The following is a 26657-nucleotide window of genomic DNA, read 5'->3' as shown; positions in this document are numbered from 1 at the left end:
TAACTCCTCTAACTCCTCTAACTCCTCTAACTCCTCTAACTCCTCTAACTCCTTTAACTCCTTTAACTCCTTTAACTCCTTTAACTTCTTTAACTCCTCTAACTCCTTCATCTCCTCTAACTCCTTCATCTCCTCTAACTCCTTTAACTCCTTTAACCTCCTTAAATTTTTCCATTTTCTTCTCTTTTAATGGACTCTGATACATGCTTTACAACATAAATGTACGGTTTCTGATAAAAAATGTAACGTTCGGGTTAGTCGATGTAACATGCGTGATAATATATGTAACATAGAGAATAATCATTTTCAGACAGATTTTCTACATTTGCAATTGTGAGAATATATAATTATTATTAACTAAACATTATCAAGTTTATGAAAAGCACAATTCATTTAAAGCTTTCAAGGCTGTTGTTTTACCATGGATTATTTTGATGCTGATACGGTAATTGTTACCGTTTAATCTTCCATCTTTCTTCTTATATATTAAGGTAAGAGAGGTGTAAGCAGAGAGAAACATTTGAAAAACATTTTAATTTACTAACGTGATGAAAAACATAAGACAACAGTTCTTGATGAAACATTCCCCAGAATGGAGGAAAGTTTTGCAGGTAAGAGGAATCTTGTTCTTCTTATTGTTATGCTGCAGTCTGACAGCGACTGCACAGGGAAAGTTTGTCGTTTCGGGAAAGGTGCTCGACAACAACGATGAGCCGTTAATCGGAGCGACAATCGCACTGAAAGGAAACACCAGCGTAGGTACGGTAGCCGACTTTGACGGTAATTTCACCTTAGAGCTACCTGAAAAGAACGCCACGCTGACCGTTTCTTACATAGGCTTCCTGTCACAAGACGTGGAAGTGAAAGGCCGCAACATGATTGTCATCCGGATGCGCGAAGACTCCGAGATGCTGGATGAAGTCGTAGTCGTAGGTTACGGCCAGCAGAAAAAGGAATCCGTAGTGGGTGCCATCACCCAGACCAAAGGCGAAGTGCTGCAACGTGCCGGTGGTGTGTCTGATATCGGTGCAGCCTTGACCGGTAACCTGCCGGGTGTGATTACCACAGCCAGCTCGGGTCTGCCGGGTGAAGAAGAGCCGCAGATTGTCATCCGTGGCTCCAGTTCGTGGAACAACAGTTCGCCGCTGGTATTGGTAGACGGTATCGAACGTCCGATGAGTTCGGTTGACATTAACTCTGTAGAATCTATTTCGGTTTTGAAAGACGCATCGGCTACCGCCGTTTACGGTGTAAAAGGTGCGAACGGCGTTATTTTGATTACGACCAAACGCGGACAGGAAGGCAAGGCACAAATCGACGTGTCGGCACAAGCTACCATGAAAGTACCCTCGAAATTGCCGAACAAGCTCGATTCGTATGACGCTCTGATGATGCGCAACATCGCCGTAGAGCATGAATTGGCTGTCAGTCCTGCTTCTTGGGAGTTCATTACGCCGCAAGCGGAAATCAACAAATACCGCTACCGCACCAGCATTGCTGATATCGAACGTTACCCCAACATCGACTGGCAAGACGAATTGTTTAAAGATTACACGATGTCTTACAATGCCAGCCTAAGCGTAAGCGGCGGTACCAAATTTGTAAGATACTATGTGGGAGCGGACTTCCTACACGAAGGTGACCTGTTCGACGTAAAGGACAACGGACGCGGGTATAGTTCGGGATTCGGTTACAACCGTATCAACGTACGTAGCAATCTGGACTTTTCATTGACAAAAACCACCACTTTGAAAGTAAACATCGCCGGTTCAAATGGGGCGAAGAAAACTCCATGGGGTTATACCAATTCGTCCGACTGGGGTGTGGCACAATACTGGGCAGGTGCCTACAATACTCCGCCCGATGTGTTCATGCCGCAATATTCGGATGGTACATGGGGATACTATCCCGATAATACGAACATTTCAAACTCAGCCCGCAACTTGGCTACGGCTGGTACAATGAATACCACTACCACCCGCATCAATACCGACTTTACGTTGGAACAAGACTTGAGTTTTATTACCAAAGGTCTGCGTGCCCGTGCCATGGTGTCGTGGGACAATGTGTTTGTGGAAATCAATCGGGGTGTAAACGACTTATATAATGATCCTATTCAAAAATGGATTGATCCGGCTACAGGTGCTGTTTCTTATCGGACAGCAGAATACGATGGAAACGGTTTTGACCCACAAGATCCGATTATGTGGACGAACAGTGGCGGTGAAGTAGACAACAATGCTACCCAACGTAACATGAATTACCAAGTGCAGTTGGACTGGGCACGCGAATTTGGCGACCACAATGTAACTGCCATGGGATTGTTCAGCCGTCAGGAAACCGCTACCGGTAGCATCATCCCGAACCGCCGTGAAGACTGGGCGTTCCGCGGCACCTATAATTACGCCAACAAGTATTTCTTTGAATACAACGGCGCTTATAACGGTTCGGAGAAATTCTCTCCCGAATACCGTTTTGCCTTTTTCAATTCGGGCGCTATTGGCTGGATGATATCGGAAGAGAAATTTATGAACTTCTCGAAGAAATGGCTGGATATGCTGAAAATCCGTGCCTCGTATGGTGAAATCGGTGACGATAACGTAACCGACCGTTGGCTGTATTTAAGTACATGGGCAATGGGTGGAGGAACAAATGGTGCTACTCCGATGGCACTGAACCAAGCCATCAGCCCCTATACTTGGTATCGGGAAGCAACCGTAGGTAATCCGGATATCCACTGGGAAACGGTGAAGAAATTCAATCTCGGTATCGACTATTCATTCTTGAACGGCCTATTTGCCGGTACGGTGGAAGTTTTCCGCGACAAGCGTACCGATATCATCGTTACCTCGGGCGACCGAGCTGTCCCCTTCTATTTCGGTATGGACGCTCCGGCAGCCAACCTGGGTGAAGTAAAAACCCGTGGTTATGAATTGGAACTGCGTGTCAACAAGGTTTTCGAAAACCAGATGCGCCTGTGGGGTAACTTCAATATGACTCATGCCGAAAATGAAATCATCCGGCGCGACGATCCGTTGTTGAAACCCGCTTACCAAAAACAAGCCGGTTACAGCATTGGTCAATCGCATGCACACATCGATGCCGGCTTTATGCAAAACTACGACCAGATTTACGGTAGCCCCCAGCATGATACCAACGAAAACCAGAAATTGCCGGGCGACTATTACATTGTTGACTTCAATGCCGACGGTGTGGTTGACGCACAAGACAGTGCACCTTATGGCTATTCCAGCACTCCGCAGAACACCTACAGTGCAACAGTCGGTTTCGAATGGAAGGGATTCAGTGCTTTCGTACAGTTCTATGGAGCGACTAACGTAACCCGTGATGTAACCTTGACTAGTTTCAGTGGTCAGTTAAACACCGTATACGATACCGGTACATGGTGGTCGAAAGACGAAAGTAACCCGGAAGTAACCGTCCCTCGTTTCGTAACCACGCCGAGTTACAATACCGGTACGCAAAACCTGTATGACGGTTCGTTTATCCGCTTGAAGAATGCAGAAATCGCCTATACATTCGATGGAGGCTGGGTACAAAAGTTAGGCATCCGCAACCTGAAGGTATTCCTCAATGGCAACAACCTGTGGGTATGGACCCGTATGCCGGACGACCGTGAATCGAACTTCTCGGGAGCCAGCAACCAAGGTGCTTATCCCACCATGAAACGTTTCAATTTAGGTATCAAGTTCACATTATAAAAACAGAGACGTATGAAACAACGATATAAAACCTTATTCTATAGCAGCCTGTTCACCTTGGCGTTGGGCGTCACTTCTTGCGAGGATTATTTGGACAAAGACCCGGACACCACTGTTGATGCGACTGCGGCTTTTCAAAACTTCAATAATTTTCAAGGTTTTGTGGAAGAAATTTACAACTGCATCCCTGATAAAACCAACTGCTATTGGACAACTTCCTTCAACTGGGGAGACGATGAAATCATGAACACCAATGCAGACTGGCACATGACTCATCAAGTGGATTTGGGTAACTTTTGGGCATGGCAAGCCGGGGGTATGGGAGAAGATGGCTGCTGGCTGGATGCCAACCGTGATTGCGACCCTACCTCAAACGACCGTATGAACCATCGCTTATGGCCGCACGCTTGGTATTGCATCCGTAAGTGCAACCTGGGTCTGGCAAATTTAGGCAACATGGTAGGTGCCACTCAAGAAGAACGCGACCTGATAGCCGGACAGTTGTATTTTTTCCGTGCTTGGTGGCACTTCGAATTAATGGAGTATTTGGGAGGACTTCCCTACATCGACCAGGTTCTGGAATCGGAAGGCCTAACCCTGCCTCGTTTAAGTTTCCAAGAAGCGGCAGACAAAGCGGCAGCAGACTTCCGCCAGGCAGCAAACTTGCTCCCGATTGACTGGGAAAGCACCACAGCCGGTTCACACACAGCCGGACAAAACGACTTGCGTATCAACAAAATCATGGCATTGGGCTATTTGGGCAAGACCTATTTATGGGCAGGCAGTCCGCTGATGGAACATGGTGCGCAAACGGGAGGTGCCATGACCTACAGCTATAACACCGACTATTGCCAGAAAGCAGCCGAAGCCTTCGGTGAACTGCTGAATTTGGTAGAAAGCGGTCAGACTCAATATGCGCTGGCACAATTTGAATACGATGACATCTACAATCATGAACGTTCTGCTACCGCTACCAGTTGCTTTAGCGACATTTTCTATACAACCGGACAAAACTGGGAACTTCCTGGGTCGGTAGAAGCCATCTTCCGTGGTCCGGCATTTGGCATCAACATTTCTCCGTATCAGGCTGCCAAGACTTACGGACCGAAAGGAGGAATCGTTCCTGATGACAACATCATCCATATGCCTACCGCCAATTACGTGAACCTGTATGGCATGGCAAACGGATATCCGTTGGATGACCCGCGCAGCGGTTTCGACCCGACCCATCCGTTCCGTGACCGTGATCCGCGTTTCTATCATGACATTGTATTTGATGGTTTTGAATATATCAACGCTTCAGTTGGTGCCGATATGGCACAGTACAAATACAGCCAACTATATACAGGTGGAAACGTACGAAACGATAATACAGGAAGCCGTACGGGTTATTTCATTCAAAAACTGTCGCCTCATACAGTCAACACCTATGACAAGATGATGGACTACAACCACAGTTTACAAATGTATGTTCCTTATATGCGCTTAGGAGACATTTACCTGATGTATGCCGAAGCTTGTGCCGCCATCAACGGTGCCACCGGGAAGGCAGGCAATTGTTCCCTAACAGCCGAAGACGCTATCAACCGGTTGCGCGACCGCGTCCACATGGATCATGTACCGGCAGACTTGACGAGCAACAAAGAAACTTTTATGGATGAAGTACGTCGTGAACGTGCCGTAGAATTGTCTTTCGAAGGTTTCCGCTTCTGCGACCTCCAACGGTGGCTGCTGCTGACCGAATATCCGTACAACGTCAAGACTTCACAAGAGTTCGACCGGGTGGAAAGCGATGAATGGTACACCGAAAACGACCCGAGAGATGCCGAAGTGCGTAACTGGCGTGAAGAAGTAATCTTGACCCGCAACTTCACATCGAAGCATTATTGGTTCCCGCTGAAAAACGATGATACTTACCTGTATGAAGGACTTAACCAGAATCCGGGTTGGTAATTGTAACAGCAGAAAAATGTAGAACATTAAAAGAAGAAACAAATGAAAGTAAAAGATACACGATTCATTTTATTTGCAGCTGCCTTAGGGTTGCTTCCTGCTTACCAAAGTATTGGAGCACAGACAGCAGAAGCAAATGAGACTGACTCGCTTCAGACCACAGACCCGTCTGTACAAGTAGCGTTCCGCAAGGTGGCACAGGACGATTTGTTGGGAGGCGTTTCAGTAATCAACATGGAGCAAGTGAACGAAAAGAACTATGCCACGTATAGTCTGGATAACCTGCAAGGCTATGTCGGCGGTTGGAACGGCAACTCATTATGGGGCATGGACGGCGACAATGCCGGTTACCTGGTCTTGGTAGACGGAGTACCCCGTGATGCCAATAACGTATTGCCAACCGAAATCGAACAGATAACCTTCCTGAAAAGCGCATCGGCTGTAGTGCTCTACGGAAGCCGGGCAGCGAAAGGCGTGATTTACATCACCACCAAACGTGGCAAATACCAAGAAAAATTGCAGATAGATGTACGTGCCAATACGGGATTTTATGTACCGAAAGGATATCCCAAGTATTTGGGTTCGGCAGAATACATGACCTTGTATAACGAGGCGCGTGCCAACGACGGACTGGATCCGCTATACAGTGCCGAGGATATCTACAACTACGGGTCGGGTACCAATCCGTACCGTTATCCGAGTTTGGACTATTATTCGTCGGATTACCTGAAGAAGACGTACAACCGCAGCGATGTGACCGCTGAATTTTCGGGCGGTAACAAACGGGCGCGTTTCTACTCCAACGTAGGTTATTACCGGCAGAATGACATTTTCAACTTCGGTGAAGCCGCCAAGAATTACACCAGCCGATTGAATATCCGCGGTAACGTAGACGTCACCATCAACGATGACATCAAGGCGTATGCCAATGCCAATGCTACGTTCTACGATGTGCGCTCGGGACGTACCACTTACGAGACAGAAGAAGGAGAAACCTACGACTACTGGACGGAAGCAGCCAGCATGCGTCCCAACCGTTTCGCACCGCTGGTTCCGCTGAGTTACATTGACCCCAATGCCCTCTCCGCATTGGAACTGATGGGTGTAAACAGCAACATCTTCGACGGGATGTTCCTTGCTGGAAGCCAGATTGACCAACGCAATATCTTTGCCGACTACTATGCTGCCGGTTACAACAAATACACCAGCCGCCAGTTCCAGTTCGACACGGGTATTGACTTCGACCTGCATAGACTGTTGAAAGGACTTTCGTTCCACTTCCAGTTTGCGGTAGACTATGCCACCAGCTACAACACCTCGTTCAATAATACCTACCGCATCTATACCCCGACGTGGTCGGACTATAACGGCACAGGAGTCATTACCAGTTTAGGTTATGAAGGAACGGATGAAAAGACCGGTGTGCAAACCATCAGTGGCAGTACAGACAACCAGACTATCTCTATGTCTGCTCACTTTGACTACCACACCACCATCAACAAGGCGCACAACCTGTCTGCCATGCTGCTGGTGAACGGCTATCAGCAAACCAATTCAACGGTGTACCACCGTACCAGCAATGCCAACTTAGGCATTCAGGTAGGCTACAACTATATGGGTAAGTATTATGCCGAGTTTAGCGGAGCTGCTGTACATTCAGCCAAACTGGCAGAAGGACACCGCAATGCTTTCTCGCCGGCACTGACCCTTGCCTGGAAACTGCATCAGGAAGATTTCTTGAAAAACTCTTCGGTAGTAGATGAATTGATGTTAGGCGTATCGGGAAGTATTTTGCACCAAGACATAGACTTGGCTAACTATTATATGTATGTAGGTAACTACAACCAATCCAATGGTGCTTGGTGGGGATGGCAAGAAACGACTAATTTGCATTCAACAAATTCATTACGTGGATCAAACGATGAATTAAGCTTTATCAAACGAAAAGAGTTGACAGTCAGTCTCCGTACTTCATTATGGAATCGGTTAATAACGGCAGATGCCAACTTCTTTGTTAATTCGACAGAAGGTCTGCCTGTTCAACCGAGTACCATTTTCCCAAGCTATTTCTCGACTTATTATCCTGAAGCTTCGTTTATTCCGTATGTAAACTTCAATAACAACAAGCGTGTAGGATTCGACTTTGCAGTAAATTTCAATAAGAAAGTAGGCGAAGCTGACCTCTCGTTAGGCGTAACCGGAACTTATTACAAGACAGAAGCTACCCAACGGGACGAAAATTACGCTTATGCATACCAGAACCGTACCGGTAAAGCTGTTGATGGTGTATGGGGACTGGAATGCGAAGGTTTTTTCCAGAATGAAGAGGATATAGCTAATTCGCCGACTCAGAATTTTGGTGGAACAGTACGTCCGGGTGACTTGAAGTACAAAGACCAGAACGGTGACGGTGTAATTGATACCAATGATGAAATTTACTTAGGACGTGGCGGCTGGTATGGCTCTCCGTTTACTTTGGGCATTAACTTCACTGCCAAATGGAAAAACTTTACCCTCTTTGCTTTGGGTACAGGCGGTTTCGGCGGTCATGCCTTTAAGAGCGATTCCTATTATTGGGTATATGGCGAAGGCAAGTATTCGGAAGTAGTCCGCGGACGCTGGACACCGGAAACAGCCGCAACGGCTACCTATCCGCGTCTGACTACCTTAGACGGAAACAACAACTTCCGCAACTCTACGTTCTGGCTCTACAAGACCAACCGGTTCGACCTGGCGAAAGTACAACTGACTTACGACTTCCCGAAACGCCTGCTGCAAAAGACCTTTTTGAAAGAAGCGTCAATCTACGTAAGCGGTTCGAACCTGCTGACCATTGCTCCCGAACGTGAACTACTGGAAAGAAATATCGGCTCTGCCCCACAGACCCGTTTCTACAATTTAGGTGTTAAGGTTACTTTCTAATCCATAAACGAAACAAGAAGTATGAAACATATATTTAAACTTTTAGTCCTGCTCCCGTTGTTCGCCGCCGTAGCTTGCGATGACTTGCTCGAACCTGCCATCGAGAACAACCGGGATATCGATGCTATGGAAAATGATCCAAGCTATGCTCTTGGCGTATTAGGTAATGCATATATTTTATTACCATATAATACTTCGCCAACCAGTGATGTGGCAACAGACGATGCTGTATCGAATGATAACAGTAATACTTGGCGTGCCATGGCTACTGGGGCTTGGACTTCGCAAAATGACCCGACCTCGCAATGGAAAAGCTGTTTTAATGCCATTCAATACATTAATCTGTTTTTAGAACATTTAGATAATGTCACCTTTGCTCTTGATGAAAATATCCAAACTATGTTTATTGATCATTATCGAGGTGAGGCTTTAGGCTTACGGGCAATCTTTATGTATTACTTATTGCGTGCTCATGGTGGAATAAGTCCTGACGGAGTATTATTAGGTGTGCCAATCAAATTAGCTTCGGAAGGCATCGGATCCGATTTTAGCCAACCTCGTAACACCTATGCTGAATGTATGGAACAATTGTTACAAGATTGTGATGATGCTATTGAATTGCTTGCTTTAGACTATAAAGTACACAGTGCAGATGAAATACCGTCTAAATATGCTAGCATGGGGGTCACAGTGTCTCATTATGATCGTGTAAACGGTGTGTTTATGGCTGGTCGTTTGAGTGGACGTATCATGGAAGCTGTTCGTGCGCAAGCAACTCTTATGGCGGCTAGTCCGGCTTTCAGTGATGGTTCGGGTATTACATGGGAAGAAGCAGCCAATAGTGCAGGTAAATTATTAAGTCGTATTGATGGACCTGCTGGTTTAGATGCGGATGGATTTACTTGGTATACCAATACATCTGAAATTGCAGGCTTAGGTAGTGGAGAAGTTCCGCCTGAAATACTTTGGAGAACCAGTTACAGTGATAGTAATACGCTGGAAGGAGATAATTTTCCGCCGAGCTTGTATGGTAATGGACGTGTCAATCCTACGCAAAACCTGGTAGACGCTTTCCCAATGGCAAACGGCTATCCCATTGATAACAGTAACTCGGGATACGATGCAAACAATCCGTATGAGAACAGAGATCCACGTTTGGCAACTTACATCATCACCAATGGAAGTACAGCGGGAAGCGCAACCATCACTACCGGGTCGTATGGAACAAACAACGATGCAATCAACCGGGAATCGGGACACTCTACTCGTACCGGTTACTACCTGCGCAAACATTTACGCTTCGATTGTAACCTGGATCCGAACTACAACACCCTACAGCGTCATTATACAGCCCGTATCCGCTATACGGAAATCTTCTTGGATTATGCGGAGGCTGCCAACGAAGCTTGGGGACCGAAAGGACAAGGCTCATTTGGATTTAGTGCTTACGATGTAATTAAAGCTCTCCGCAGCCGTGCCGGTGTAGGTACAGACAACGGTGACCCCTATCTGGAAGAATGTGCAAACAGCCAAGACCGGATGCGTGAACTGATCCGTAACGAGCGCCGTTTGGAACTTTGCTTTGAAAACATCCGCTTCTACGATTTGCGCCGTTGGAATGCCAACCTGACAGAAGCAGCTCAAGGAGTAAACATCACCCGGGCTGCCAATGGTACGCTGACTTATACACCGATCCAGGTGGAAGAAAGAAGCTACCAGTCGTACATGGTTTACGGCCCGATTCCATACAACGATGTATTGAACTTCGGCTTTGTACAGAATCAAGGATGGCAATAATAACGAACGTAATAAGACCGTAAAGAAGATTTCGGTTTGTTGAAAAACAAGCCTCAGCAGGTAAAGTCTCTTCACAGACTTTGCCTGTTAAGCCGGGTGAACCGGGTGAAGCTTCTTTATTTCTTTTTGCTTACAACCAACTATTAAAGATAAAAACAGAATCAATATGAGAAAAGCAAATTTATATTCTATACTGTTGGCAGGAATCACCGCAATGGGTATCACTTCGTGTGAAAACGGCGATGCGGAATTCCCGAACTATGATAACTCTGCCGTTTACTTTGCGCACCAGACTCCGGTACGCACCTTGGTAATGGGAGAAGATACGTATGACACCTCGCTCGACAACGCCCACAAATGCAAGATTTATGCGACCATGGGCGGGGCATACGCCGGAAGCGGGTCGACTGTCATTGATATCATGGTAGACAATGAGCTATGCGACAACCTGTACTTTGCCGATGGCGTGACTCCCGTACGTCCGATGCCTGCAAACTATTATACGTTGTCGTCGGAACAGATTACGCTGAACGAGTTTGAAAACCTGATGGGGGCCGTAGAGGTAACCTTCAACAATGAGTTCTTCGAAGATCCTGCCTCTACAGAAAACACTTATGTCATTCCGCTGCGCATGACCCACGTGGTGAATGCAGACTCTATCTTATTGGGAGTACCTAACACCCCCAATGCAGCATGGACCAATGCGGATATGTGGGACACGGCTCCGAAAAACTATGTATTGTATTGCGTGAAATACATCAATAAGTATCATGCTACTTACTTGCGTAGAGGTATTGACCAGATAACGGAAGGTGGCAACACTACGACCAATGTGCGCCATGAGTATTATGTGGAAGATGACGAAGAATGCAATGTAACGACCCGTAACCTGCATACGGCTGTTTTCCCTGTATCAACAACCATAGGAGACGAAACCGTGACTTGTGACCTGTTGTTAACCTTCAACGACAACGACGAATGTACCATTACTTCAGGAACGGAAGGATTCACGGCAAGCGGAACGGGTAAATTTGTAGTAGACGGAGAAAAACAAAGTTGGGGTAACAAAGACCGCAATGCACTCTACCTGGATTATAACATTGACTTCGGAGCCAAGCAATACAACACGAAAGATACATTGGTCGTTCAAACCCGTGGCGTGGCTTACGAAGAATTTAGTACTGTATATAAAGAATAAATAAATGCCCGCATGGGCAGGTTGCAGACATTCATATAAGTTAATCGCTTTAAACCAGAAAATTATGAAATATACAAATAAAATATTACTGGGAGCACTTGCCGTAGGCGCATTGTCGGGCTGTACAGACGACAGCATGTTGCCATACGATGTAGGAGCTAAGCCCGAGAGCCTTTCCCAGTATGAATACTTAAACAATTACGATGTACTGAAAAGCTACGTAGACCGTACGGAGAATCCCAATTTCAAATTGGGTATTGCTCTGGCAGCTACAGACTATATCAACGGAGACCAAGTCTATAGTTTGGCTTGTTCTAACTTCGATGAAATGACGGCGGGGAATGAAATGAAATACGCATCGATTGTCAGCGATGATGGAACAATGAATTTCTCTACCGTAACCAGTTTTATTGATGCTGCCCGTCAAGCAGGTATGACTATCTACGGCCATACCCTCGCTTGGCATTCGCAACAGAACAACACGTACTTAAACAGTTTGATTGCCCCGATTGTCATTCCGGGCGAAGCTGGAAACGGAGGCTACTGCATGATACTGAAGAATGCCACAGCATCGGCCAATATTTGGGATGCGCAAACCTGGTACCAGCTCCCTACCCCCTTGCAAAGCGGCACTACCTACACGCTTAGCTTTATGGCACGGGCTTCGGCAGCTTACAACGACACACAAATCTACCTGCAATGTTCGGACGGAGGCAACCAGGAATATCCCGGCGGATTCAATGTCGGCACCGAATGGCAACAGATTAACTTCACCTTTACGCCTACCGGCGCAACGGTGGACAAGATTGCTTTCAACTTCGGTACGGCAGCCATCAATATTTATATCGACAATGTATCACTGACAGGAGGAAGTGCTACCGAAAGCTTGATTCCGAACGGCGATTTCGAAGACGGAACCATTACCGGATGGACAGGATGGACGCCTGGCAACTTTGAAACCATCTCGGAAGATGGAGAAGGCTATTCGACAGGAGGCGGCGGTGTCTCGTTGGAAGAATTAATAACAAACGGTGATTTTGAAGGAGATAATGAAACAAGTTATGTCATTCAAAGTGGTGGGACAACTTACGAATATGTTACACCAGGCTCGGATGGTACTGGTCGGGCATTGGCAGTAACCAATCCACAAGTACAAGCAAACGACTACGGATCGCAAATGATTTTTAACTTCTCTCCGGCAGCTGTGCCTGGCGATGTTTATGAGTTTAGCGTAGATGTAAGGGCGGATGTGGAATGTGCCATTACGACACAGGCTCAATCTACTCCCGGAAGTTACTTGCATTGGAATATGTTTGGGGATATCAATGTCACTACTGAATGGCAAACATTTACCTCGACTGTTACTATTGGTACTGGCGCAGAAGGTTTGGAAGGATTAGGAGCGGTTGCACTTAATTTGGGAAATACTGCAACTACTTATTATTTTGACAACCTTTCATTCAAAAAACAAGTAGAAAATGCAGGTGGTGATCAAACCATCGAAATGACCCCCGAAGAAAAGAAAGACACCTTGACTTGGGCCATGGACAACTGGATTAAAGGCATGATGGAAGCTTGCGGCGGCTATGTCACCACTTGGGAAGCTGCAAACGAAACCGTATCGGGAGCAGACACAGACGGTGACGGCTGGTACGACCTGCAGTCGGCAACCAACGGTGACCCGGAAACCAACTTCTACTGGCAAGACTACCTGGGCAACGAAGACTATGTGCCTATCGTGACCAAGGCGGCCGAAAAATATTTTGCCGAATATGGAGGCAACCCGGCAGACCTGAAACTCTTCATCAACGACTACAATCTGGAATCGTGGTGGGATGGCAACCAGAAGCTGAAGAGCCTTATCCACTGGATAGAAGTATGGGAAGCTAACGGAGCCAAGATTGACGGTATCGGTACGCAGATGCACGTCAGCTACATCCTGAACGAGGCAGACCAGAAAGCCCAGGAAGACGCTATCGTCAATATGTTCCAACTAATGGCGGCAACCGGCAAGCTCATCAAGATTTCAGAATTGGATATGGGCATTGTAGAAAAAGCCTTCGGCGAAGGCATCAAGACTGAAAATGTAACCTTCGAACAACAATTGAAGATGGCAGAGTTCTACCAGTTCATCATTGAGAAATATTTCGAGATTATTCCGGCAGCGCAACGTTACGGCATCACGCAATGGTGCATAACGGACAGCCCGGCTGAATCTGGCTGGAGAGGTGGTGAACCTGTAGGACTTTGGGACTTGAACTATAGCCGCAAACCTGCTTATGGCGGTTTCGCTAATGGTTTGGCTGGCGAAGTAATTGCTGAACCTTCTGCTTCTGTAAGCAATGAATGATACTTTGCATGGAACGGAAAAAGTAGATGTGTGCGTCTTTTTTCATAGCCGTGATAGTATAATTTAATTGATTCGGTTCTCTCGGCAGCGGAATTACCTGTTAAAGGATAATTCCGCTGCTTTTTATAGTAGAACAATATTGGTTTATAAAAATGTTCAAGATAACAATTCCCGTTATAATCGAATGGGCTTCCTCAGGAAATGAGTACTCAGAATGACATTACTTTTTAATTGTCGTTTTTTATTTTGAGACAGCCTCAGAAGATATCCACATGGATGAGTGGACGCATTCGGGCGTATGCGATACGCCCCTACATGGGATGTTTGCGGAATTCAATTTGTTTTTTCAATATAAGATAATCCTCTTTCGGATATAGGATAATCATTTTGCATTCTTCATTTTCTTGTTTTGCCTCCGTTTTGCGACAAAAACAAGAGGATTTTGCCTCCGTTTTACAACAAAAACATATAAGTTTTGCCTCCGTTTTGCGACATTTCTTTATCTTTGTAGCTGTAAACCAATTTGTTTGAGTAAATATACAAAATGGAATGAGATTTAGAAACACAGTTTCTGAACAGGCAGATTATATAAACTGATTAGGATTAATTGTTTAGTATAGTTATGTTTAAACGGACGATATTACAACATTTGGAACAGTGGAAAACCGATACGCATCGCAAACCGCTTGTATTGAGAGGGGCACGTCAAGTAGGGAAAACGACCGTAATAAATGAGTTTGGCAAAACTTTTGATAATTATTTGTCGCTTAATCTGGAGAAACGGGAAGCTGCTGCTTTGTTTGAGATGGAAATGCCGCTGAAGGATTTGATGCCGTTGCTGTTTGCACATTGCGGTTTATCTCGTAAGCCGGGCAGTACGCTGTTGTTTATCGATGAGATTCAGAATTCTCCTAAAGCTATAGGTTTGCTGCGTTATTTTTATGAAGAGTTGCCAGAACTGCATGTAGTGGCGGCAGGTTCTTTGCTAGAGAATCTGGTAGAGGTCAACGTTTCGTTTCCGGTAGGCAGGGTGCAATACATGGCTTTACGTCCTTGTTCGTTTCGAGAGTTCCTGGGTGCTATAGGTGAAGAGGCTTTGCTACCGGTGTTGGAGCATCCGCAAGCTACGGTGCCTTTTCACGGCAGGCTGATGCAATTGTTTAACCGCTATACACTGATTGGTGGTATGCCTGAAGCTGTCCAGCTTTATGCGGAGCGGAGGGACTTGCTGGCGCTGAGTGACGTATATGAAACATTGTTGCAAGGCTACCGCGATGATGTGGAGAAATATACCAAAGGTAAGTTGCTGAAAGAGGTGGTGCGGTTTATCTTGGAAGAGGGATGGGGAAAAGCTGCACAGCCCATTACATTGGGAGGATTTGCCTCGTCTTCTTACCAGGCACGTGAAGTGGGTGAAGCTTTCCGGCTGCTGGAAAAAGCCATGTTGCTGGAATTGGTTTATCCTACCACATCGACAGAGGTGCCGGCTTTGTCGGAAACCAAGCGGACACCTAAGTTGATATGGCTGGATACCGGTTTGGTGAATTATGCGGCACAAGTGCAGAAAGAAGTCTTAGATGCTAAAGACCTGCAGGATGCGTGGCGGGGAAGGATTGCCGAACATGTTGTGGCGCAAGAACTGCTTACGCTGACTGATAAAGTGAGCCAAAAGCGAAATTTCTGGATGCGAGGAAACGATTCGTCGGCAGAAGTGGATTTTGTGTGGGTACAGCAGTCGCGGCTATATCCTATAGAAGTGAAAACAGGGCACAATGCACATCTGCGTTCTTTGCATTCGTTTATGGAACGGTCTTCACAGACGGTGGCAGTGCGTGTATGGTCGCAACCTTATTCGATAGACGAGGTGAAGACTGTAGGAGGTAAAAACTTCAGGCTGATAAACTTACCTTTTTACTTAGTGGGTAGCATTAATCGGCTATTGGCTGAATAGTGTATAAGAAGCCAAAGGCAGCCGGGAGGGTTTGTGTTACTTTTGTAAACGATTTTGGCACCTGGGTGAATGTGCTGGTACGTGGAGAAATGAATCTGATACGTTTGTTAATGGAGAAACCCTCCGTTTGTGCTATCTTTGCAAATAAGTAGATGTTGAGAATTAGTTTATATAATGTGTCAGCTCAGAAACTGTGTTTCTGATAATATCATTCCATTTTGCACACTTACTTGGTTACTTAAAATTGAAAACATAAAACTTGAATCCTTATGAAAAAACTAAGTGCCCTTTTGGGGCTTTTGCTTGGCGTTCTTTACGCTTATGCGGCGGAACCGTTTATTACTTTCAAGAAAACAGAAGGTGCTTTTCCGGTTGTCGGCAATGGACAGCCTTGTACCATACTGGTCGACAAGAACGAGAACAGTGCCATTCTGATTGCTGTTAAAAATTTGCAGGAAGACTTCTTGCGTGTGACTGGCAAGAAAGCCGAAACCGTAAACACGCCTTCGGACGGGAGGTACATCCTGGTGGGAAGTATCGAATCGCCTTTTATCAAACAACTGTTTAAAGCAGGCAAGCTGAACAGGAAAGACCTGGAAGGGAAAAACGAAAAATATGTCATTCAGACTGTAGACCAGCCGCTGGAAGGGGTAGAACAGGCATTGGTCATTGCCGGAAGTGACCGGCGCGGAACCGTTTACGGCATCTACGAACTTTCCAGACAGATGGGTGTATCGCCCTGGTACTGGTGGATGGATGTGCCTGTTACTCGTCAGACAGAAGTCTATGCCCAAGCCGGTGTGTATACCGATGGCGAACCTGCCGTGACTTACCGTGGTATCTTCCTGAACGATGAGGCTCCCTGTCTTACTACCTGGGTGAAAAATACGTATGGTACCAATTATGGCGACCATCGTTTCTATGCCCGCGTATTCGAATTGATCCTGCGACTGAAAGGGAACTTTATGTGGCCTGCCATGTGGGGATGGGCTTTCTATGCCGATGATCCGGAAAACAGCAAGACGGCTGATGAGATGGGAATCATCATGGGCACTTCGCACCACGAACCGATGGCACGTAACCATCAGGAGTATGCCCGTAACCGGGAAAAATATGGAGCTTGGAATTATGAAACCAATCCCGAGGGATTGAACCGTTTCTTCCGCGAAGGCATCGAGCGCATGAAAGATACTGAAGATGTGGTAACCATCGGTATGCGGGGTGACGGTGATGCAGCCATGGGAGGTGAAGAAGGAAAAGACCATGAATATGTGCCGCAGTTTGAACGCAACAAGCGATTGATGGAAACGATTTTCAAGAACCAACGCCGGATAATCAAAGATGTCACCGGACGGCCAGCCAAGGAAACGCCACAGGTATGGGCGCTCTATAAAGAGGTGTTGGAGTATTACGACCGCGGATTGCGTGTCCCCGAAGATGTCATCATGTTGCTGTGTGACGATAACTGGGGCAATGTGCGTCGCTTGCCGAATGCTGAAGAACGTAAGCATCCCGGTGGCTGGGGCATGTATTATCACGTAGACTATGTAGGTGCGCCACGTAATTCGAAATGGATAAATGCTACCCCCATACAGAATATGTGGGAACAGTTGCAACTGACTTATGAATATGGTGTCGACAAGCTTTGGGTGCTTAACGTGGGCGACCTCAAACCGATGGAGTATCCCATTACGCTTTTCCTGGACATGGCATGGAATCCACAGGCATACAATGCCGGGACTTTGCTGCAACATACTTATGACTTTTGCAGGCAGGCATTCGGGGACACGCAGGCAGAAGAGGCGGCACGTATCCTCAACCTCTGCTGTAAATACAACGGACGGAGCACAGCCGAAATGCTGGATCATACGGTATACAACCTGGAAACTGGTGAATGGCGTCAGGTGGTAGGCGACTATGCACAATTGGAAGCTGAAGCCCTTCGTCAATACATAAGCCTGAAGCCTGAATACCGTGATGTTTACAAACAACTCATTCTTTTCCCGGTACAGGCAATGGCAAACCTGCACGAGATGTATTATGCTCAGGCTATGAACCTGAAACTGTATGCCGAAGGAAATCCTGAAGCCAACGCATGGGCGGATAAAGTGGAAAAGGCTTTTGCACGCGACAAGCAGTTGTGTGATGACTATAACCATGTTATGTCGGGAGGAAAGTGGAACGGCATGATGATTCAGAAGCATATCGGATATACTAGCTGGAACGATAACTTCCCAGCCGACAAATTGCCTGAAATCCACCGAATCGGAAATCCGGAAGCTGCTACAGGAGGTTATCTGTTTACAGGAAAAGACGGGTATGTGGCAATGGAAGCCGAACATTATTTTGCCTGTACGGATGCCGGTGAGGCTAAATGGACCGTAATCCCTTATATGGGACGCACACTGAGTGGCATGTCGCTGATGCCTTACACCGTTCCGGCAAACGGCGCGTCATTGTCTTACAAACTGAATATACCTGAAAAAGCAGATTCGGTTACAGTACATGTCATTGTGAAGTCTACTCTGGCTTTCCACACTCCGGAAGGACATAAGTATAACATTGGTTTTGAAGGCGGGCAAGAGGAAACCGTCAATTTCAACCGTGACCTGAATGAAGATCCTGAAAATATTTATACGGTATACTATCCTACCATTGCACGCCGTGTAGTAGAAAAACAGGTTCGCTTGAAACTCCCTGTATCGGCAGACGGGACTTATACGCTGAACTTCCGTCCGTTAGACCCGGGTATTGTGCTTGAAAAAATCGTAGTAGATTACGGAGGTTATCAACCCGCATATCTTTTCGGTAACGAATCGCCTTGCCGGCGTAAGTAATAGATAGCGGCAGGCTTTTGCGTCTGCCGGTTTAAGAAAACACAGATTTCCGCGGATTTCCGCAGATTATCAGTAATTTATCTGTTTAATCTGCGTTCATCCGCGAAAATCTGTGTTTCTTGGTTTTATGCATCTGCTTTTAGGCTTTCCGGTAGTTTTCCAATTCTTCTGCCTGGAAGTTCTGGATAAAGCTATAGTGCTTTTCCACTTCGGCTTCGGCATAATTTACATATACGTCGAGTGATTTGGCGAAAAGTTCGGGAGCCTTGTTCGCGTCTTGCAAGAGCAGGTGGCTCATTACGCAGACCGCAGCCATTTCATACAGGCGGCGTGAGGTGAAGTCGAGCAGCTCTTGGTTTTGTGCTTCTTTCACCTTGGCGGTGCAGGCTTCCAGCTTTCCGGTCATTGCTTTCAGACGGTCCATATAGCCTTGGTATTCGGGTGCGCAAGGGATGGCTTCGTACTCGTGCAAGGTAGCGGCATACGAACCGTTGGTCACGTAACGGATAGCGGCTACGGTCTGAAGCTGGGTTGTTCCTTCGTAGATGCTGGTGATACGTGCGTCGCGGTAGATGCGCTGGCAGGCATATTCCATCATAAAGCCCGAACCTCCGTGTATCTGGATGCAGTCGTAAGCGTTTTGGTTGGCGTATTCCGAGTTCATTCCTTTTGCCAGCGGGGTGAAGCTATCTGCCAGTTTGGCGTAACGTTTTTGCTCCTGGCGTTCTTCGGGAGTCAACTTACGCTCGCGGGCGATGTCGTCCAATGCCTTATAGATGTCTACATAGCGTGAAGTTTGGTAAAGCAAGGCACGTCCGGCATCAAGTTTCGCCTTCATCGTGGCAAGCATATCGTATACGGCAGGGAATTCGATGATAGCCTTACCGAACTGCTTACGGTCTTTAGCGTAGGCAAGCCCTTCGTTGTATGCAGCCTGGCTCAGTCCGACCGATTGGGCTGCGATACCCAGACGTGCACCGTTCATCAGTGCCATCACGTATTTGATAAGTCCCAGTTTGCGGTCGCCGCAAAGTTCGGCTTTCGCGTTCTTGTACACCAGTTCGCAGGTGGGCGAGCCGTGGATGCCGAGCTTGTTTTCGATGCGGCGCACGTCCACGCCTCCGTCGTTCTTGTCGTAGATGAACATCGAGAGCCCGCGTCCGTCGTGTGTGCCTTCTTCCGAGCGAGCCAATACCAAGTGCAGGTTGGCGTCACCGTTGGTGATGAAACGCTTCACACCGTTCAGGCGCCAGCATTGGTTGGCTTCATCGTAAGTAGCTTTCAGCATGACGCTTTGCAGGTCACTACCGGCATCGGGTTCGGTCAGGTCCATCGACATGGTTTCGCCGGCGCAGATACGCGGGATGAAACGGCTGTGCTGGTCTTCGTTCCCGAATTCATACAGGGTTTCGATACAGTCCTGCAACGACCAGATGTTTCCGAAGCCCGCATCGGCTTGTGCCACGATTTCGGCGCACATGGTGTAGGGGGTAATCGGGAAGTTCAGTCCTCCGAAGCGGCGGGGCATGGTCATGCCGTTCAGCCCGGCTTTCACCATGGCGTCAAGGTTCTGCTTCGTGCCCGAAGCATATTCCACACGTCCGCCTGCATGGTGCGGACCTTCCAGGTCTACGCCTTCGGCATTGGCTGCAATCACTTCTCCGGTGATTTCTCCGGTGATTTCCAACACTTTGTCGTATGAGTCCATCGCGTCGGCATAGTCTTGCGGCGCGTAGTCATACTGGTCTTTGTCTCTGTATCCGCGTTCTTTTAGTTCGCAGATGCGTTCCATCATCGGATTGTTGAGATGGAAGCGCAATTCAGGATGTTCGGTATAATAGTTTGGCATAGTTTTTATAGTTTTAGGAGTTAAGGAGTTAAGAAGTTAAGGAGTTAAGCCAATACTTTGGCTTGCCTTAATCTTCAAATTTACGTGTCGCAATGCTTTTGCAATAAGCGTTCAGTGTTTTGCTCGCCTCCTCAATGCTCCAAGTTAATTGGTTATAATCGTTTTCTGTAATATAATTCAGGTCTTTAGAGAGTAGAATATAGTATCGGCACTCTTCCAAACTGCCTTGTGCGATATTCATTAAGCGAAGCTTGTCGGCCTTTCCTATTTTTTTATACCCTTCAACAATATTGGCAGAAATGGAAACCGCCGCCCGTCGGAATTGTGAACACAATCCAAATCGTTCGTGTGCAGGAAACTTATTGGTCATTCTATAAACAAAAAGAACAAATTGATGAGCTTTCTGCCAAGCAATAATATCTTTAAAGCTTTGTGTCATAGGCATAATTGAAAGTATTGGCTTAACTCCTTAACTTCTTTACTCCTTAACTCCTGAAAATCATTTACTGTTCTTCTTATAATACTTAATCATCTTCGGAATGACCTCTTCCACCGTCCCGTTAATCACATAATCAGCAATTGTGTTGATTGGCGCGTTCGGGTCGCTGTTCACCGAGATGATGATGCCTGCGTCCTGCATACCGGCGATATGCTGGATTTGCCCGGAGATACCGCAAGCGATGTAGAGTTTCGGATGAACCGTTACGCCGGTCTGGCCTATCTGGCGGTCGTGGTCGCAGAAGCCTGCGTCTACGGCTGCACGGCTGGCGCCCACTTCGGCGTGAAGCTCTTTAGCCAGTTCGAAGAGCATGTCGAAGCCTTCCTTGCTTCCCATGCCATAACCGCCGGCTACGACGATGGGCGAGCCTTTCAGGTTGTGTTTCGCCTTTTCCACGTGGCGGTCGATGACCTTTACGACGTAATCGGTTTCGGGAACATATTTTGCAACATCGTGGCGGATGACTTCGCCTTGATAGTTCTCGTCGAGGATTTCTTTCTTCATCACACCTTCACGCACCGTAGCCATCTGCGGACGGTGTTCGGGGTTGACGATGGTGGCAACGATGTTTCCTCCGAATGCCGGACGGATTTGGTACAACAGGTTCTTATAGGTGACACCATTCTTCTTGTCTTCGTGGTTGCCTATCTCCAGCTGGGTACAGTCGGCGGTCAGTCCGCTGGTCAGGGCAGAAGATACGCGCGGGCCCAAGTCGCGTCCGATGACCGTAGCGCCCATCAGGCAGATTTGAGGCTTTTCTTCTTTGAAAAGGTTCACCAAGATAGAGGTATGGGGCAGGGAAGTATAAGGGTACAATCCCGGGGCGTCGAATACGTGCACACGGTCTGCGCCGTAGGGGAGCACTTGCTTTTCTACACTGTCAAGTCCGCTTCCCGCACAGATGGCTTCCAGTTGGCATCCTAATTCGTTCGCCAGTTTACGGCCTTTCGTTAACAGTTCGAGGCTGACGTCGGCAACATGCGTGCCGTCCATCTCACAATATACAAATACGTTGTTCATAGTCTTATCCGATAGTATGGTTAGCCAACAGTTCAACAATCAGGTTTTCTACATCCGCGTCACTTCCCGTCAGGGTCTTGCTTTCCTTTGCCTGGAAAATGATGTTCTCAATTTTCTTCACCTTCGTGGGTGAGCCCGACAGACCGCATTGTTTCGTGTCGCCGTTCACGTCGGCTACGCTCCATTCGGTGATGTTCAGGTAAGGATGTTTCTCGTATTGGTCTGCATAGGGCAGGGAAGCTCCATCTTTGGTCAGGGCTGCTTTCTCCTGTCCGCCTAAGGCACGTTTGTATTTCATCACCAGTTTGGCGTTACGCGGGCGGCAAGGCGCTGCGCTTCCGTTTACGGTCAATACGATAGGGAGCGGGGCTTCTACGGTTTCCACGCCTCCGTCGATGTGGCGTTTCACACGGATAGCCTTGTCGGTCACTTCTTCGATTTCTTCTACGTAAGTGACTTGCGGCAATCCTAACTTCTCTGCCACTTGCGGCCCTACCTGTGCCGTATCGCCGTCGATGGCTTGGCGTCCGCCGATGATAAGGTCATACTCGCCAATCTTGCGGATAGCAGTGGCAAGGGCATACGAAGTGGCAAGCGTGTCGGCACCGGCAAAAGCACGGTCGGTCAATAAGTATCCGTTGTCGGCTCCTCTGTATAAGCCTTCACGGATGATTTCGGCTGCACGTCCGGGGCCCATGGTCAGGATGGTGACGGTAGAACCGGGATGCGTGTCTTTCAGTCGGAGTGCCTGTTCAAGGGCATTCAGGTCTTCCGGGTTGAATATCGCCGGAAGTGCCGCACGGTTGATGGTGCCGTCGGCATTCATGGCATCTTTCCCTACGCAACGCGTGTCGGGTACTTGTTTTGCCAAAACTACAATTTTCAAACTCATTTTGATTATTTATTTTGGTATTAGTAATTTAATTAGTTGCCGGCAAAGTTAATGAAACCATTCGTTTTTTCACCATGAACTGTTCACTATTAACGATTAATTTAATAGAATATTCCAATTATCCCCTACCGGTTTGGGGAAAATGCGGATGTTCATTCTTTGTTTTTCATCCTTAATGCCTCCACGTCTTCCGTAAGCTCATCCAGTCCGGCTATCGGGTCGTCCGAATACGTGCTGTAGACTTGCAGGCTCTTGTCGGATACGTACACCCGCGGGATGCCTTGCCCCGAAAACAGGTTGTACACGCTCCGGCTTTCTTGTGCCGAATAGGGGAGGGTCAGGCCATGGGCTTGCCAATAAGCTTCGATTTCCTCCGCCGCCTCTTCACGGCTGATGCAATAGATGGCGACTGAATCGTTGGCCCGGTACAAGTCGTACAGCTGCTGGATGACCGGAAGCTCCTGTTGGCAATCAGGGCATCCGGTATGGAAGAATACCAGTACCGACACCTTGCCTTGAAGGTCGGAAGTGGCAAGCATGGAGCCGTTGTCCAATTCTACCTGAAATTCAGGCAGCGTGTCGCCCGCCACAATGCCCGCCTCGCCGTATGCCGCATCATCGCGGATACAGCCGGCCAGGATGAGGCAGATTCCCCATAAAATGCAGTAATAAATGTGTGTCATAAGCGAATCTTAACAGGTTATACGTCTTTTCGTGGATAAATATATGAAAAAAGCTTCGTATATTTGCCTCGTTAAAAGCAAAAACTTACAGAAGCCCATGTAGGGGCGTATCGCATACGCCTGAATACGCCAGCTTCTTGCTTGTTACGCTGGATTTGTAATCCGGCGTGACAAGAAGAAACTTAAAAACTTAAAAACTTAAAAACTCAAAAACTTAAAAACTCAAAAACTTAAAAACTCAAAAACTCAAAAACTCAAAAACTCAAAAACTTATATGGAACATATAGATGAAGAAATCGCCCGTGTCTTGATGGAAATGGGCATCGACAAGTCGAATCTGGACTGGACGACACGTGTGATATTGATATTGGCTATATTGCTGGTTTCGTACATCGTGACGAAGTTATTCCGTCATGCGCTGATTCCGGCGGTGCGCAAGCTGACGGCAAAGACGAAGGCGAAATGGGACGATTACCTGTTCAACGATGACATGCTGCACAGTTTCTCCCGGATGATTCCGCCTATCATCTTTTACCTGCTGCTGCCTTTCGCTTTCGATGGCTATCCCTACGTGCTTACCATCCTGTTGAAAGCATGCCTTATTTACCTGGTGGTCACAACGCTGATGCTGGTCAACGCATTCTTGAAGTCGCTTTATGAAATTTCGAACGAGCACGAGACTTTGCGCTACCGCCCGCTGAAAGGCATTTACCAGATGGTGAGCATTCTTGCTTTTTGTGTAGGCCTGATTCTGATAATCAGCATCCTCATCGACCAGAATGCCGCTACCATACTTGCCGGACTGGGTGCTTCGGCGGCAGTGCTGATGCTGATATTCAAAGACAGCATCCTCGGGCTGGTGGCTGGCGTACAGCTCTCGGCGAACGACATGTTGCGTCCGGGCGACTGGGTCACGATGGCGAAATATGGTGCCGACGGGTTTGTGAAAGAAGTGTCGCTCACCACGGTGAAGGTGCAGAACTTCGACAAGACCATCACCACCATTCCCCCGTATGCCTTGGTGAGCGATTCGTTCCAGAACTGGCGCGGGATGTGGGAGACGGGAGGAAGGCGCATCAAGCGTTCGCTCAATATCGATATGACCACCATCCGCTTCTGCACCGGTGATGAAATGGAGGCTTTTGCAGAAAAAGGGTGGATCGGCATGCCCGAAGAAGGGGCAGAACCGGTGGTGAACCTGGAAGTGTTCCGGAGATATGCGCTGGAATACCTGCATGCGCATCCCCGTATTCATCAGGATATGATGATTATGGTGCGCCAGATGCAGCCCACTCCCGAGGGGCTTCCGCTGGAGTTCTATTGTTTCACGCAGACAACGGAGTGGCTTGCCTATGAAGGCATTCAGAACGAGGTCTTCAATCATTTCATTGCCGTGCTGCCCCGGTTTGGCTTACGTGTGTACCAGCATCCGTCGGGAAACGATTTGGCGGGATTCATGGAGGTTATAAGGAGTTAAGGAGTTAAGAAGTTAAGGAGTTAAGGAGTTAAGAAGTTAAGAAGTTAAGGAGTCAAGCCAATACTTTCACTAATGCTTTCACCAACAAAACTATTGGCTTTAACTCCTAACGGAGCGAAGCGGAGTGATAACTCCTTTTAACTCCTTAACTCCTAAACGAAATGATAACTCCTTTTAACTCCTTAACTCCTAAAAAATAAAAAACAACAAATATGGAAAAAGGATTGGTTTATACAAGTAAAGTAAAAGTGACGCAGGCGAATACCGCCCTGGCGTTAGGTTCGGGCGATATGGAAGTGTTTGCTACGCCCGCCTTGGTAGCATTGATGGAAAATGCGGCGATGAAGGCTGTACAGCCCGAGCTTCCCGAAGGCAGCACTACGGTGGGCGCTTTTATCGAAACCACCCATGTGAAACCTTCGGCGCTGGGCGAGGAAGTGTCCGCCACGGCGGTACTGGAGAATGTGGAAGGACGGAAACTGGCTTTCAAGGTGACGGCTTCCGATACGAAAGGCGTGGTAGGCGAAGCCACCCACATCCGCTACATCGTAGACCGTGAACGGTTTATGAGCAAACTCTGAATGTTTATTCCTGTTTCCGAAGCAGCCTGTAAATTTGGTTGCAATAGGCTGTGTAATCCACATGACTTATTCATGAATGGAAAGAAGTATAATTGCGTTTTGTGTACGATTACTAATCGTACAGCAATACAATTACTAATCGTGCGGCGTAACGATTAGTAATCGTACACGGAACGCAGTTATATGTAGTAAATGAAGGAGTTGTTTTTTATTGGATTTTTTGACTGGTTCGTTTTACTTTTCCAAAGGGTAGCTCAATTCTTTATAAGCGGTGGCGGGGATGATTTTCACTTTTTCTCCGCATAAAAGGAACAGGGCGTTGCCCACTTTTCCTATTTGTTTGCCGGTTAATGTCTCGTTATTTTGATACCGGACGGTAATGTCTTTTTTCTGGGGTACGGCATTGTAAGTGTATACGCCATAAAAATAGGCTCCATAAAATATATAGGCGGTAATGACAAAGATATAGCTGGCGGGCTTATACCAGCTTCTTTCGGTCCATTTAAAACTCCATTTCTTATAGGACTTTGGAAAATATTTTTTCCAAAGCTTGTCCATTTTCATAGTGAAGAGAACCAGCAGCATTGAGCCGAAGATGAAAAGCAGGATGTGCATGTCTTCGAATGGGGAAATTAAGAAATCGAAGACCGAAGCGTATTGGAAGATGTTCAGTCCGAAAGCTTCATATCTGAAATAGTTGAAAATCATGCCGATGATGACCATGGCAAGATAGCCCAGTGGCAGGAAACGGGATAGTTCGCCCGTTATCCGTTCATAAGTCTTTTTCTGCAGTTCGTTTTCCATATCAGAGGATAATAAATAAGAAGCTGTTTTGAATTTATCGTGCGATGATTTGGGATGAGTTTTTGAGGCATTTTCGCTTCTGTGATGAGGAAGATAGCGGGCTATCTGACGAAGAACAGGAG

General features: G+C 47.1%; 16 protein-coding genes. 10 read left to right on the top strand and 6 right to left on the bottom strand.

Translation table 11 applies throughout. The annotated features are described in order from the left end of the window. The first annotated feature begins 575 nt into the window (after positions 1-575). The 8 genes from B5F71_RS11280 to B5F71_RS11245 all read left to right on the top strand — a co-directional run bounded on the left by B5F71_RS11280 (position 576) and on the right by B5F71_RS11245 (position 18730). Positions 576-3722: a TonB-dependent receptor gene (locus B5F71_RS11280; RefSeq protein WP_239414026.1), complete on the top strand. Its 3147-nt coding sequence runs from the start codon at positions 576-578 to the stop codon at positions 3720-3722. 12 nt (positions 3723-3734) lie between these two features. Continuing rightward, positions 3735-5675 (top strand): RagB/SusD family nutrient uptake outer membrane protein, encoded by a 1941-nt coding sequence (locus tag B5F71_RS11275; protein WP_087210306.1) that lies wholly within the window; start codon positions 3735-3737, stop codon positions 5673-5675. A gap of 42 nt (positions 5676-5717) precedes the next feature. Then, a complete protein-coding gene (locus B5F71_RS11270; RefSeq protein ID WP_087210303.1) occupies positions 5718-8597 on the top strand; it encodes a SusC/RagA family TonB-linked outer membrane protein in 2880 nt (959 codons plus the stop codon). A 21-nt stretch (positions 8598-8618) separates the two neighbouring features. Then, on the top strand, positions 8619-10394 hold the full coding sequence (locus B5F71_RS11265; protein ID WP_087210302.1) for a RagB/SusD family nutrient uptake outer membrane protein: 1776 nt from the start codon (positions 8619-8621) through the stop codon (positions 10392-10394). 166 nt (positions 10395-10560) lie between these two features. Beyond that, complete coding sequence (locus B5F71_RS11260; protein ID WP_087210299.1) at positions 10561-11592, top strand: DUF5627 domain-containing protein; 1032 nt, start codon at positions 10561-10563, stop codon at positions 11590-11592. A gap of 64 nt (positions 11593-11656) precedes the next feature. Then, entirely contained in the window at positions 11657-13942 is a 2286-nt protein-coding gene (locus tag B5F71_RS11255; RefSeq protein ID WP_087210297.1) for an endo-1,4-beta-xylanase, read from the top strand. Between the two features lie 622 nt (positions 13943-14564). Then, complete coding sequence (locus tag B5F71_RS11250; RefSeq protein WP_087210294.1) at positions 14565-15893, top strand: AAA family ATPase; 1329 nt, start codon at positions 14565-14567, stop codon at positions 15891-15893. 269 nt (positions 15894-16162) lie between these two features. Next, positions 16163-18730, top strand: a complete 2568-nt coding sequence (locus tag B5F71_RS11245) for a glycosyl hydrolase 115 family protein (protein WP_087210291.1) — start codon at positions 16163-16165, stop codon at positions 18728-18730. A 139-nt stretch (positions 18731-18869) separates the two neighbouring features. Here B5F71_RS11245 and B5F71_RS11240 read toward each other — a convergent pair whose 3' ends face one another. The 5 genes from B5F71_RS11240 to B5F71_RS11220 all read right to left on the bottom strand — a co-directional run bounded on the left by B5F71_RS11240 (position 18870) and on the right by B5F71_RS11220 (position 23673). Continuing rightward, the gene (locus B5F71_RS11240) at positions 18870-20579 is read right to left on the bottom strand and encodes an acyl-CoA dehydrogenase family protein (protein ID WP_087210288.1); all 1710 of its coding nucleotides are present in this window, start codon (positions 20577-20579) and stop codon (positions 18870-18872) included. Between the two features lie 67 nt (positions 20580-20646). Next, positions 20647-21018, bottom strand: coding sequence for a four helix bundle protein (locus B5F71_RS11235; RefSeq protein ID WP_087210313.1), 372 nt, complete (start codon positions 21016-21018; stop codon positions 20647-20649). A 60-nt stretch (positions 21019-21078) separates the two neighbouring features. Beyond that, positions 21079-22098 carry an electron transfer flavoprotein subunit alpha/FixB family protein gene (locus B5F71_RS11230; RefSeq protein WP_087210285.1) on the bottom strand — a complete coding sequence of 340 codons (1020 nt, stop codon included), beginning with the start codon at positions 22096-22098 and terminating at the stop codon, positions 21079-21081. 4 nt (positions 22099-22102) lie between these two features. Next, positions 22103-22990: an electron transfer flavoprotein subunit beta/FixA family protein gene (locus tag B5F71_RS11225; RefSeq protein ID WP_087210282.1), complete on the bottom strand. Its 888-nt coding sequence runs from the start codon at positions 22988-22990 to the stop codon at positions 22103-22105. Positions 22991-23142: 152 nt separating this feature from the next. Continuing rightward, on the bottom strand, positions 23143-23673 hold the full coding sequence (locus tag B5F71_RS11220) for a TlpA disulfide reductase family protein (RefSeq protein ID WP_087210280.1): 531 nt from the start codon (positions 23671-23673) through the stop codon (positions 23143-23145). A 274-nt stretch (positions 23674-23947) separates the two neighbouring features. Between B5F71_RS11220 and B5F71_RS11215 the strand changes: the two genes are divergently transcribed. Continuing rightward, positions 23948-25150, top strand: coding sequence for a mechanosensitive ion channel domain-containing protein (locus B5F71_RS11215; RefSeq protein WP_022040097.1), 1203 nt, complete (start codon positions 23948-23950; stop codon positions 25148-25150). A gap of 212 nt (positions 25151-25362) precedes the next feature. Next, positions 25363-25731, top strand: coding sequence for a thioesterase family protein (locus tag B5F71_RS11210; protein ID WP_022040096.1), 369 nt, complete (start codon positions 25363-25365; stop codon positions 25729-25731). Positions 25732-25965: 234 nt separating this feature from the next. Here the strand turns inward: B5F71_RS11210 and B5F71_RS11205 are convergent. Next, positions 25966-26657: hypothetical protein (locus B5F71_RS11205; protein WP_241148596.1), on the bottom strand; the 692-nt coding region annotated here is incomplete at its 5' end.

The sequence above is a fragment of the Bacteroides sp. An269 genome, from assembly GCF_002159755.1.
Taxonomy (GTDB): Bacteria; Bacteroidota; Bacteroidia; order Bacteroidales; family Bacteroidaceae; genus Phocaeicola; species Phocaeicola intestinalis.
This window is presented reverse-complemented; position numbering and strand designations above follow the sequence as displayed.